The sequence below is a fragment of the Burkholderia sp. Ac-20345 genome, assembly GCF_017104825.1.
GTDB classification, from domain to species: domain Bacteria; phylum Pseudomonadota; class Gammaproteobacteria; order Burkholderiales; family Burkholderiaceae; genus Burkholderia; species Burkholderia lata_B.
The window spans coordinates 40,737-52,721 of the sequence record NZ_JAAGPO010000017.1 but is presented as its reverse complement, the minus strand read 5'-3'; the positions used below and the strand labels follow the sequence as shown (position 1 = coordinate 52,721).

Annotated in this window: 8 protein-coding genes and 2 pseudogenes; 6 read left to right on the top strand and 4 right to left on the bottom strand. The window is 58.4% G+C overall.

Annotated elements, in window-relative coordinates:
• Positions 1-255: 255 nt before the first annotated feature.
• The 3 genes from G3O06_RS09475 to G3O06_RS09465 all read left to right on the top strand — a co-directional run bounded on the left by G3O06_RS09475 (position 256) and on the right by G3O06_RS09465 (position 3,748).
• A complete protein-coding gene (locus tag G3O06_RS09475; protein ID WP_205815837.1) occupies positions 256-1,317 on the top strand; it encodes a GIY-YIG nuclease family protein in 1,062 nt (353 codons plus the stop codon).
• Between the two features lie 347 nt (positions 1,318-1,664).
• Positions 1,665-2,537 (top strand): hypothetical protein, encoded by an 873-nt coding sequence (locus G3O06_RS09470; RefSeq protein ID WP_205815836.1) that lies wholly within the window; start codon positions 1,665-1,667, stop codon positions 2,535-2,537.
• A 155-nt stretch (positions 2,538-2,692) separates the two neighbouring features.
• Positions 2,693-3,748, top strand: a complete 1,056-nt coding sequence (locus tag G3O06_RS09465) for a hypothetical protein (RefSeq protein WP_205815835.1) — start codon at positions 2,693-2,695, stop codon at positions 3,746-3,748.
• Positions 3,749-3,795: 47 nt separating this feature from the next.
• Here the strand turns inward: G3O06_RS09465 and G3O06_RS09460 are convergent, their stop codons facing one another.
• Together G3O06_RS09460 and G3O06_RS09455 are read right to left on the bottom strand one after the other, a co-directional pair.
• Positions 3,796-3,984, bottom strand: coding sequence for a hypothetical protein (locus G3O06_RS09460; protein WP_205815834.1), 189 nt, complete (start codon positions 3,982-3,984; stop codon positions 3,796-3,798).
• A gap of 146 nt (positions 3,985-4,130) precedes the next feature.
• Positions 4,131-4,313: pseudogene (locus tag G3O06_RS09455) on the bottom strand (IS6 family transposase); the annotation flags it as partial.
• Between the two features lie 147 nt (positions 4,314-4,460).
• Here G3O06_RS09455 and G3O06_RS09450 point away from each other — a divergent pair.
• The gene (locus tag G3O06_RS09450; RefSeq protein ID WP_205815833.1) at positions 4,461-6,674 is read left to right on the top strand and encodes a multicopper oxidase domain-containing protein; all 2,214 of its coding nucleotides are present in this window, start codon (positions 4,461-4,463) and stop codon (positions 6,672-6,674) included.
• 301 nt (positions 6,675-6,975) lie between these two features.
• Positions 6,976-7,641 (top strand): DJ-1/PfpI family protein, encoded by a 666-nt coding sequence (locus tag G3O06_RS09445; protein WP_205815832.1) that lies wholly within the window; start codon positions 6,976-6,978, stop codon positions 7,639-7,641.
• A 184-nt stretch (positions 7,642-7,825) separates the two neighbouring features.
• Here the strand turns inward: G3O06_RS09445 and G3O06_RS48970 are convergent.
• Positions 7,826-7,918, bottom strand: a pseudogene (locus G3O06_RS48970) (IS3 family transposase); the annotation flags it as partial.
• A gap of 508 nt (positions 7,919-8,426) precedes the next feature.
• Entirely contained in the window at positions 8,427-9,545 is a 1,119-nt protein-coding gene (locus G3O06_RS09440; RefSeq protein WP_205815831.1) for a helix-turn-helix transcriptional regulator, read from the bottom strand.
• Between the two features lie 237 nt (positions 9,546-9,782).
• Here G3O06_RS09440 and G3O06_RS09435 point away from each other — a divergent pair, with 237 nt between their 5' ends.
• Positions 9,783-11,864 (top strand): hypothetical protein, encoded by a 2,082-nt coding sequence (locus G3O06_RS09435; protein ID WP_205815830.1) that lies wholly within the window; start codon positions 9,783-9,785, stop codon positions 11,862-11,864.
• Positions 11,865-11,985 lie beyond the last annotated feature (121 nt).

The following is an 11,985-nucleotide window of genomic DNA, read 5'->3' as shown; positions in this document are numbered from 1 at the left end:
AGCCTTGTCCCGTATCCCTTATTCTTTTCTTTTGTCGCGTCATTTGAGTTACACATGCCGAGCGGTAGTGTGTCCTCGTGCCCTTGATTTGGTTGCTTGGAGCTAGCCGTAACGTTTCATTGTCAGAAAATATCAATCGCCGACGTCGACGGAAATCACTAAATAACAATGTTGATTGGAAAGATGCCATCTAAACAAGCTGAGTACTCTGTTTTGTTGATATCGGTGCTCTCCAACGAGAATAACTGAAACTTTATGCTGATTACGGAAGAATTTCTGGCGGCGGGTGCAAGCGCCGGTGGTGGATATACGCGTCGACAGATAGAGTTGCTAGGGGTGCAGCCTGTAACCGGGTGGAAGAAAGCAGCCATGGGTACTGAAATCACTGAGGAGGCTGCGCAGGAGTTCATAAGTCTTGCGGGCTTCGGTAGTAAGAAGCATAAACTTGAAACCACGCCGGTCAATTGGTGTGGAGCCGCCTCACCTAAGGATATTTATCTGTATGTCCTCGAACTGGAGGAAGGACACTTTTATGTCGGCCTGAGCGGCGTCCTGGACCACCGATGGGGGCAGCACGAGTCCGGCGTCGGTGCAGAATGGACCAAGCGATACAGACCACTGCGACGCATTTATGCCATCAACACCGGTACTCGGGATACGCATAGCGCCGAAGCCATGGAGAACGAGGCTACCATCGCATTGATGTCAGAGCACGGCATTGAGCGGGTGCGCGGTGGACATTTTTGCCAATCCGATCAGGCAAAAATGGAGGTAGCTCTGCGAGCAACAGGAGCATGGGATCGCATCAAGCAAGCTCAAGCATCGAGAGCCGCATGGAGTGTGGACGCATCGTGGAGCGAGGCACTCGATGAATTTTTAAATATCGCCGTGCAGTATTACGATGCCGGCGCTCCGGAAAACTTGCGCGACAACGTATTTGCCGCGGCATATCGTTTGACGCGATACGGCTTTTGGCGGAAAGAGTTTGCTCCCGGACTGGCGTGGGATTTCTGGAATCCCAAGGGCATACTGCCAGTGCTTCTATCGTTCAAGCACCATCGCCCGGTGTCCAGCGGGCTATCCTCGTCCTACGATGTACTGGCTGCCGCATTGAACCGTGGGCGAGGAGGCAAACATCCGATGCGGCGACTCTTCCTCTTGGCTTGGCAGGCATACCAACCGCCGACAACCGACAAACAGGCCATCGCAGTTGAGCGATTCATGACATACCTTGGCGACGATGAAGAGTACGACTGTACGTACGACGATTTCGTGTCTGTCTTGCTCCCCGAAACGAGGAACTTGCTCAGAGCATGAGGGAGATCGTCACGAGCGCAAACATCCTGACGGACGCTGGTATAGACGTCGTCGACTCTCGTCCCTGGTTCAGTCTCCCGAAGACGCGCGCCGCCTTGTTGCTGCGCTGTCGTGGAGGGCAGCCGCCCAACGTGGGCGGCGGCATTCGACCCGAAGCGCTCAGTCGTGTGCGGAAAAATAAACGGCCGGATTGCGAAGCTCACTAGCTGATCGGTTCAGTTCAGAACCGACGGAACGGCCGCAATCGGACATATGGGACTCTAAATTTTTCCAAGCCTTTGCCGATAACAAGGCGATTGACGAACGAACAATCCACCAGAGACTGAGATCGGACGAGAATCAAGAAAATGATCAAGAACTCGATAGATGCAGATCGTCTTATCAGTGCGCTTAAGCGAAAGCTCGATGTTCAAAGTACACCCGAACTCGGGAAGCTATTGGGCCTTAGTCAGGCCAATTTCCGCGATTGGGAAACAAATGGGCTGACTGAAGAGAAGCTAGCGCGCGCCATTGTAAAGGCGATACGGTCTAGCGAGCAGAATGAACGTATCAAGATAGCGAAGGAAGCGATTGCCAGCCTACGCAACAAATTCGACGCCGGGACGAACGGGCGATTCAGTCGCGAACTCGGTATCTCTGCCGGGACGGTAAGCAACTGGTTGAAGTACGGCCTAACGGGCAGAAAACTATCCGATGGGCTGTTGAAGGCGAGGCAGCGTGCAGTCAAGTCGGCACATGAATGCGCGATTGCGCCGGTCGTTGAATATTTTCAGCTTTCGGCTTATCGAAGATCAGCTAACGGGACCGCAGAACTGTTTCCAACGCGGCCGCCGAACACAACCAAAGCGCTGCTGGGCCTTAAGAGCGCGCTGGAGGAAAGTCACGGAATATATGTCTTTTACGACTCGCGGGGGCGCGGTCTGTATGTAGGCAAGGCGCAACGCCAAAGTCTGTGGAAAGAGATGAATCTGGCCTTCAACCGGGACCGCGACACGACCCAACGCGTATATCGCGTTCAGCATCCGGAGCGCGGCGAGTTCAGGACTTCTGATGAATATGCCCGTCAAGTAAGGCTGACGAGGCGCCATTTGAGCCACCTTGCTACGTATTTTTCCGCTTACAAGGTCGACGATGCGCTGATTAACGAATTGGAGGCTTTACTCGTCCGGAGCTTCGCAAACGACCTTCTCAATGTGAAGATGGAGCGCTTCGGCAAATGAATGGAGCAGCGCGGTCGGTTTCCGCGGTGGCTGGGAAGGCCGTTGCTCGTCATGCGTGCCGGCCGAACACGCCCTAATCAAGACCAAAGTGGACACGTGACCTTTGAGATAAAAAAGGCACTATCAATGGCTTTCAACTGAGAATATTCGAACCCATGAATTCACAGGAACTGGTAAGCGATCTTGAAACAAACATACAACATCAGATCAAAAAGATTGGGCGTCTCTACAGCCAAAGGGAGATAACCAATCGCCAGTATTTCAATGAATATGCGAATCATAAAATTGAATTCGACGAAGGAAATGCGCTATTAAATCAGGCGTATTCCGATGCCGTGCTAAATTCAATGGGGTCGCTCATCGACTATTATTGCATCTGCTGCGCCCTGAAAATTGGAATTCCCCTTAAGAAAATAAAAAAAGTACAGTATCGTGCTCTTACCAATAAGTTTCTGATTGAAAATTCATCGCTTTCGAAGTCAGATAAAGCGACGGCGACAATCGGCGAGCTGCAAAGCATATTCAATAAAAAATACCCGGAACTCGCAGCGCTTGGCGGCCATGGATACTGGATGGGTTTTATGGGTGAGGCGATATCACACACCCTGAAAGAATACGGCGCGCTGGATCGTAGCCAGTTTGAACCCCTCTACCACGCATCTGAAGCTCGACTGGAGCTCGATCCTAAAGTAGAGAAATATTATCACTACATGCGTCCTCTGTTTTGCAATATCGCCAACAGGTCGGGTGTCAGGCATAATGTTTACACTGATATCAATAACTTTCTCAAGCACAACGCCGTTCCCTATCTTTCGACGAAGATAGAAATTTTCGAGGAAGAGAGGCGTTTTTTTTCATATTTCGAAATCAAGCATGCCCACTGTGATTTCCTAAAGGATGGGATCCTGAAAGATCTTGTCGGAACCAGCTTTGAGAAATTGAAAACCGATCTGGAGGCGAAACACGCCAGTGGAAAGTACGGCGCTTACCTTTGCGGCCTGGAGCAAGCGTGGGGGCTTGGGCCGGTCCTCGACATAGATTTCGTCAATGGCTATATCAGCCCAGATAAGAAGACCCTGTATTTTTTTGTGGATACGGTCCTGATGGCAAAAACCGAAATCGCGACCTTGATTGATGCGGGCGGTAGCTTGTTGCAGTCACTGCAGGCACTTACGCGGGAAATTGATCGCGGCCTGAACTTCGAATTTTAATCTGCATCAGGCCATCGCTGTCCCGGATGCGCTGGCGCGTTTATCCGTCAGCATCTTTTTTCGAGTTTGCCACCGTTGTCGAGCCGACCGAGTACGGTTTCGCTCGGCTGCTTTTCCCGTCGCCCCGTCAGACCGGCGTCATGCTCGTGCCAACCGCTTCCCCAATTCATTTTTTCGACGCAGTAGTACGCACCGACGTGTTCAGCGATCAAACCGGTGTATTTCGTGTCGAGCATCTTCGATACGGCAAGGCGCCCGCGCGCGCAGCCCAACGTTGAGACGCCGGCTCAGGCGGTTGAAGCGAATTAAGCGCGCAGTGCTACCGAGCCGGAATTGATACTGAAACCTGTGCTGTAAGCAAGGCGCTCAGTCGGCAAGGAGGCGCCGCGCCAAACTTGTTGCACCAGTAACGGATCGTTTCGTATGTGACCACGACACCAGGCTCGAGCAGCAACTCCTCGATGTCCCGCAGGCTCAGGTTGAACCGGAAATACCAGCGAATCGCACAGTTAATGACGACAGCCGGGAAGCGGTGGCCATGATAAAGCGATTTTATCCTCTTTATTGTTTCATTTTACCGCTCTATCGCCTCAAATTTTACACTGCCAAAATAAGTGCATAGTGCGTTCTATTGCAGATATAAATTTATTTTCATGCAAATCAGGTTGCAGTATTAGTGAGCGATTTATAGAATCAGCCTTTATACAAAGACGTGAAGACGCTGCTTTTTGCGGCATTTTCCGGGGGACGCACGATGAAAGCGGCTTGCATCGCTGGATGGGCGGCGTTGATGCTTGTGGCCAACGAACCCGCGCTGGCGCAATTGGCCGCGCAGCCTTTTCTTCCTCCGCCAAAGCTGGCAGAGAAGGGGCCGCTGGAAGCGCTGGCGACAATCGAGAAGCAACCCTCTGCGACGACATGCAATCCTTCGGGCGATATCACTCGTGACGGGCAGACCGTCGCGCTGAACCTGCGGGTCGAAAAGCGAGAGAACAAGATCTACAACCCCGGCAATCCCAACGGAGCGGAGGATCGCGTCAGGCTGCGGTCGTATGGCGGCTGCCTTTCCGGCCCGCTGCTTGAACTGAAACCCGGCAACACGCTGCGGGTAAATCTTGATAACCGGCTGGACAAGAATGACCCGAGCTGTCCTGGCGGGCACGATCCGGCGGGCGGGAAGCCAGGCTGCTTCAACACGATCAACATGCATTTCCACGGACTGCATGTATCGCCTGCCGGAAACAGCGACAATGTTCTGCTCAATGTCGGCCCGCAAACAAAATTCGAATACGAGATCAACATCCCGTCCGATCATCCATCGGGCACCTTCTGGTACCACGCGCACCGCCACGGCTCGACTGCGCTACAAGTCGCGAGCGGAGCGGCAGGGCCGCTGATCGTGCGCGGCAATCGGCGCTACGTTGGTGCAGCGCCGGGAGACATCGATACAATCCTGCACGACGCCTCGGGACGGCCGATCCCCGAGCAAATCTTTCTCTTCCAACAGATTCCGTACGCCTGCTTCGACGACAAAGGCCAGATCATCCAGGCGAAAGGCCAATGGTCATGTCCGGCTGGAAAGGTCGGTGTCGTTGAAGACTTCAACAAGCAACTCTCTTCGGCAACCGTATGGGACGACAGCGGCCGGTTCACAAGCATCAACGGCGTTGTCCAACCGACGCTACGTAACGTAGCCGCTGGGGAAATTCAGCGCTGGCGCTTCATCCACGCAGGCATCCACGACACGATCAACTTGCAGATCGTGCCGATGGTTACGAATACGCCCGAGTCCCGGGCGGCACTCGCGGGCGTACTGGCGGGTTCGCGCAAGGAGCAGCTGGCCGCGATCGCGGCACTCTGCCCGGTGCTTGTGCCGGACAAGAGCAAGCCTGTCGATCTGGTGCCACAGTTTGAAATCGCATCGGATGGTCTGACCCGTACGGCCATACGCGCGATCGGCGTCGACAAGAAAAGCGTGAGCGGCGGCATCGGCAGCAATTTCCTGCAGCCGGGCTATCGCAGCGACGTGTTGATCGCGTTTCCGCGGCCAGGTACCTATTGCATCCTGAACCAGGCTGCAACGCCCGAGGAGCGCGCCAACGCTGGCTCCCATGGCGGCGGGCAAGGGCCAAACGAGACGCAACTGCTTGCAACGGTGGTCGTGTCGGACGGCAAGCCTGTGACTGGCGATCTCAAAACCTATGTCGAGCAGGCTCTCTACGACGGGAACAAGGCCGACAAATCGCTTCCCGCCGCAGCCTTGAATGGACTGCTGGCAGGTGACCTGACACCCTGGCGTGCCATGGACGACCTCAAGAACGTGGCTGTCAACCCCGATGTGCAGAAGGTCGATTTCTTCATCGGCAATCCACCCTTCCCGCCGGCGCCGCCTGCCACGCCACCCGCCAAGCCGGGTGCGCCCTGGACTGGACCGTTCGGTTTCTACATCAACTACAAGGCCTACGATCCGGACCGCGTCGACTTCACGCGCCAAGTGGGCACCACGGACGACTGGGTGCTCACCTCGCAGGGCGAACCGCACATCTTCCATATCCATGTCAACCCGTTCGAGGTGATGGATGTCCGCCACGCGCCGCCAGGAGCGCAGCCCAAGAGCATCTTCGGTCCGAACGGAGAGTGCCTGGTTTCACCCGACGAGGTCGGCCTGCAAAACCAGTATTGCGGGATGTGGCACGTCTTCAAGGACACCGTCTTCGTGCAGAACGACTACCAGGTGCTTGTGCGCACGCGCTACGACCGTTACATCGGCGAGTTCGTTATCCACTGCCATATCCTCGATCACGAAGACGGCGGGATGATGACCAACATCCGCATTGTTCCGGATGCGACGGCCCCCGGCGGCGGCATCGGCATGGTTGGCATGAATCACGCGAATCACGACCATCCGGCCGGCGACTTCCCCTAAGCCCCCGTCAGGTTTTCCACACCCCGGAGCTTAGCGACACCACCGCTCATGCGTGCGGTGCCGATTGGTCTGCGCCTTGATTTTTCTTTCGTCGAAATACTGCAAGGAGATATACATGGCATCCGGCCTGGCAGCTTCAGTCGTCGCCAATCCCTCCTGGTATGGACCGCTTCCCGTATGAGTTGATGGGCAACCCCGCCATCGAGGTAAATATCCCGCTGGAGACAGGCTGACGGACCAGGCACCTCTTCGCAACAGGCGCCGCAGTGAGCCCTTCCCGGAGTGACCTTGGAGGTACGCCATGACGCAAGAGCGTCCGCCGTTCCACATCACGATCCCGATCTATCCCGGTGTTGACCTGCTGGACGTGGCCGCGCCGGTCGAGCTGTTCAGTTGGACGGCCGAAACCTGGGCCACGCGGGCGACGACGATCACCCTGGCTGCGGAGCACCTGTCTCCGCTCAAAACTCGCGATGGCCTGACCCTCACGCCACAGCGCCGATTTGCCGACTACGCTGAACCTGAATCCCAAACCCACTTGCTATGGGTACCAGGCGGGAATCCGAGTGCCCTGCAGCAGTTGATGCAAGGTGGCCCGTATCTGGACTTCCTGAAGGCGCAGAGCGCTGGCGCGGACTACGTCTCGTCTGTATGCGAGGGTGCCATGCTGCTTGCCGCCGCAGGTCTGCTCGATAATTATTGGGCGACCACGCATTGGGCGTTTATCCCTTGCCTCAGCCGATTCCCCGCGATCAAGGTAGCCGAAGGCTTCCCCCGCTATGTCATCGATGGCAACCGGATCACCGGCGGCGGAATTTCGTCAGGACTGGACGAGGCGCTGGCCATCGTAGCGTGTGTCGCAGGATCGGATGTCGCCAAGGAGGTTCAGATGACCACACAATATTTCCCGCAACCGCCTTTCGAGCAAACCATCGTTCCGGCCACGCACTGCCCGCTCGATCCGTGATGCCGATGGCGAAGTGCCTTGTTGACCTTCATTGTACGGACTTTACGTCTGCCGCGTCGCTGGTACGACGGCTGTCCATCGACTACGTCGATCGCGATTTCTGGATCAAGAATTCACCTGAGGAGCTGACTCTTCTCATGGACGCGATCGAGGCATCACTAGCGCTCCGGTCCGCACTCACCTGGCGCCAGATGCATGTGTGATTCGCGAGCCAACCCTCACGCTGCAACAGCACGTGAATACGGCGATAGCCGTAGCGGCGCTTTTGTGCAGGCAATGGCGCTCATCTGGTCGGTTACCCCGACGCAGATGGGCAATCTTCCCACGGACGACTTTTCTGAGAATTCCCGTGCCCAAGGACACTTTTTCTGAGACGTGCGCCATGCAGTCGTCTCAAAAAAGATGTCCAAGTCCTTGATTTGTCCAGGGTGCCAAAGACAACTTTTCTGAGAGCCCACACTTGTTGTTGTCTCTCGGAAAAGATGTCCGCAGTGTCAATATGTTGTCATTTGAATAAATGACCACACTCTATGAGTGAAGAATGCGATCTGCGTTTCCTTATAAAAAAGACTAGAGACGAGAATATTGGATCGCGGGGCATCTCACACCATGCTCGGCTGACAACGCACTATCGTCGCGGTCGCATTGGAGTCACACAACGGCCATTTCACGTCCGAGGCTTGTCCGCATGAACTTGCGACGCGGTCATTGCTCCGCCGCCATACCGAACCCGGTGCAGCATGCAGTGGCATTTTGACCACCAACCTGCTCGCAGCTTCGAGGCGTCAATCCTTGCGCTTGTGTTGCGGCAGTACCCACAGCATCCGACCGACGGCTTCGGCCTGATTCCGCGAGTGTGTCTTTTCATAGATGGCACGCAACTGGGTGCGAACCGTCGCAAGCGACACACCCGCGCTGGCTGCACATTCGTCAGGCGTCTTGCCGCTGATCAACGCTTCAGCGACCGCGGCTTCGGCGCTCGACAAGCCGAACGACTGCCGCAGCTGTTGTGCGACGACGAGCGGGGTGGCGCTGCGTCGCCTGACCGTGACCAGCATCGTCGCATCGCCGAAAGTGGCTTGGAGCGCTTGTCCGGACAGTACCGCGATGCTGAGAAAAATTTCATGCGCTGCGACCGACGTGCCGGAAAGGGCAAGGCTTTCGCTCTTGCGGGTCTTCGCGACGCGCGTCAACGCCGCCTTGAGCGCATCGTTCTGCGGCGCGCTCGTCGCGCTCAGGTGCCCGTTCTCGAGCTTGAGGCAGGTGGTGGCGCGCAGCATCGACTCCGCCGCCCGGTTGACGAACACGACGCGCGAGTGCCTGTCCAGCGCAAAGACGGATAGGCCCAACTCCTCCATCAGTTCGGCACCGAGTGTGGCGTCGCGGTGCAGCACGCTCGCGTCTCGCCACAGGTTGATCGAGCGTTGCAGGTGCCCCGCCATACCGGTCAGGGCCGCGCGTTCTTCCGACGAATACGGCGTCCGGCCGTGCGCTCGCAATAACCCGAGCAGAATGTTGTCGCTGCCGGGGCGCGCGAAGCGAATCCCCATCAGGTAGCGAAATCCCGCCGGAATCTGATAGTCCTGGAAGAACTCGCTGCGCTCGACGTCGCGCTCGGTCAGGTGATCCTGGCAGCAAACGAATTCGCCGAGCGGTGCGTTCTCGACGAAGCCGCGGCGCGGATCGAGCGCGCCGTAATACCGCTCGTAGCGCGCGATGATTTCGTCGAATTCCACGCGCGGCGAATATATCGAGAATTGCGGGGCATTGCGCGCGGCGTCCCAGCTGAACATGTGAAAAACGTTTGCGCCGAGCGATTCGGATACCCGATGAAACACTTCAAGAAAACCGTCCGGCTGCAGCGCGGCCTCGTAGAGGTCCCCGATGAGTTGGTCCCGTTGCATGTTTCCCCCGTCGCTGCGCGATCTTCGTATGTGGGTTTTGTCTGACGATATTGCTTCGAATACCGAATTTTATTCAGACTAACACGGGTTATTTGCGTTTCGCACCGTGTTATTTCCCGATTTTCATTCACCTGAATGATGATCGTAAAAAACGGTTTTGCGAGAATCCCGGCCATCCAGCGTGCATGAGCGGTGCATATGACACGCATCAACCAGAAGGATCTCGGGGGAAACGCAATGAAACTCACGCCTGTCGTATCCGGTATTGCAGTGCTCGTCCTGTCGGCTTGTGGTGGCGGCAGCAGTTCATCCTCGCCGCCGTCGGAGCCCGCCGCGCAGACGGTCAGTGGGGTCGCGGCCTCAGGCGCTGCAATGCAGGCCGCCACCGTGAAACTGGTCGATGCGACCGGTAAAGCGGTCGACTGCCCGGCCGATGCGTCAACCGGCGCGTTTCATTGCACGGTGACGGGCCTGACCGCGCCTTTCGCGTTGTCCGCATACGGCAACGTCGCCGATTCACAGGCCACGCTGATCGCGCTCAGCGCCACGGCCGGCACGCAGACGATCAACATCACGCCGATCACGAACGCGATCGCCGCCACGATCATCGGCGACAATCCGACCAAGCTGCTGGCCGACACCGGTTTGCTGCAAAGCAAGGTCACGGCCCAGGCCGTTGCCAGCACGGTGCAGGCCTATTCTTCGGCGCTGGCCGACCTGCTGGCCGCCACCGGCAATACGGGCGTCGACCTGATTTCCGGCCCGTTGACCGCGGGCGCGCCGGGTCTTGACCGGCTGCTTGACCAGGTGAAGATCAACGTCCTGCCGGACGGCGGCGTCCAGATCAGCTCGGTGGCGGGCGCGTCCAGCGATACGCCGGTGCAGCTTCAGCTCGCACCCGGCGTCGCGCCGCAGGCGAGCGACAAGGCCAGCCTGCCGGCCGCCGCGACCATCAATGGCGCGGTCGTGTCGAACCTGCCGAGCGCGAGCGATCTGGCAGCATTGCAGAGCGCGCTCAACCAGTGTTTCGCCGGTTCGACCGGTTCCGCGCGCACGGGCGGCAGCGTATCGGCGTGCGGCCAGATCTTTGTCAACAACGTCGCGTCTGGCGCGCTGAATGCAGGCGTGCCCGCCGCGTACCTCAACAACGGGATGTCGGTTGACCAGGAGTTCGGTGCGCCGGCCGGCGGCACGCCGGGCATCGTGGCCGACGATGCGATGAACAACGCCAGCTTCAGCTTGCCGGAAGTCATCCGTGTCGTTGCCAGCGACACGATGTGGGTCAAGCTCGCGTGGACGCGCAGCGACGGCATTCGCGACGGCATGCAGCAGCACGTACAGCTTGCGGTGAAGGCGGGCAGTCTCGCCAACGGCGATACCGGCTGGCGCGTGGTCGGCAACCAGCGCGCGGTACTGAGCAAGGTCAATGCGAACGCGCAGAAGTGGGACTGGCTGAATCCGGCCAATCCGTCGACGGGGACCAACGCGTTCGTCGATTCGCTCAACCTGCAGGTGGGTGCCGTCGACGCGGCCGGCACGGCGGTGGACTTCGCGATCGTCAACGGCCCCGGCCTGCGCAACGGCGTGTTCCTCCAGCCGTCGAGCGGCACTTGCGACACGCTGAACATCCGTGCGCAGATCGCAAGCGGGCAGACGCCTGCGCAGCTCGCCGCACTGGCGAAGAATGCGCAGTGCCGCAACAACTTCCGCCTGGCCGGCGTCGCGCAGGACCCGGCCAACCAGGGCCTGTTCACGTGGCCCGGCGACGCGCCGCGCAACAATACCGCCTGGGCGAAGCCGCAACTGAGCGCCGCCGAGCTGGCCAACATCAAGCCGTTCAGCGCCTATACGATCGACGTCTACCAGAACGGCAACACGTCGACGCCGGCCAAGCACTACACGGTTCGGCTGCGCACGCCGTCGCCGACGCCCGATGCGCTGCGCCAGTACGCGTGGCACGATCTGGCGCAGTCGACGCGCGACAAGCTGACGCCGGGCTCTGCCGGCACGTTCGCGGGCGGCGCGACTTTCCCGCTGGCCTGGACGTCGAAATCGGGGCTGCCGTTCGTCAAGCGCGGCAACGTGCAGATCCGCGCAACCGCGGCCGGGCAGACGGCGGCGGTGTTCGTCAACGGTTCGGCATCGGCGACGCCGGTCCAGCCGGGCGCTGCGGTGACGCTCAACGTGCCGGGCGATCAGGGCGTCGCGTTCCCGTCGGTGGCCGGCTGGACGGGCGGCACGGACTTCTCGTTCGTGAACCTGAGCTGGTCCGACCCGGCCGACACGCTCTTCACCGAGTCCTTCGAGTACGACCGGTAACGGGTAGCCGGGCGGATGCGCCCGGCGAGCGCATGGCCGGCGGGATGGTTCGCGATCCCGTCGGCTCGTTCGCATGACGACGCGGCCCGAAAAGCGTCGCACACACCATGTGAGCTGCGTC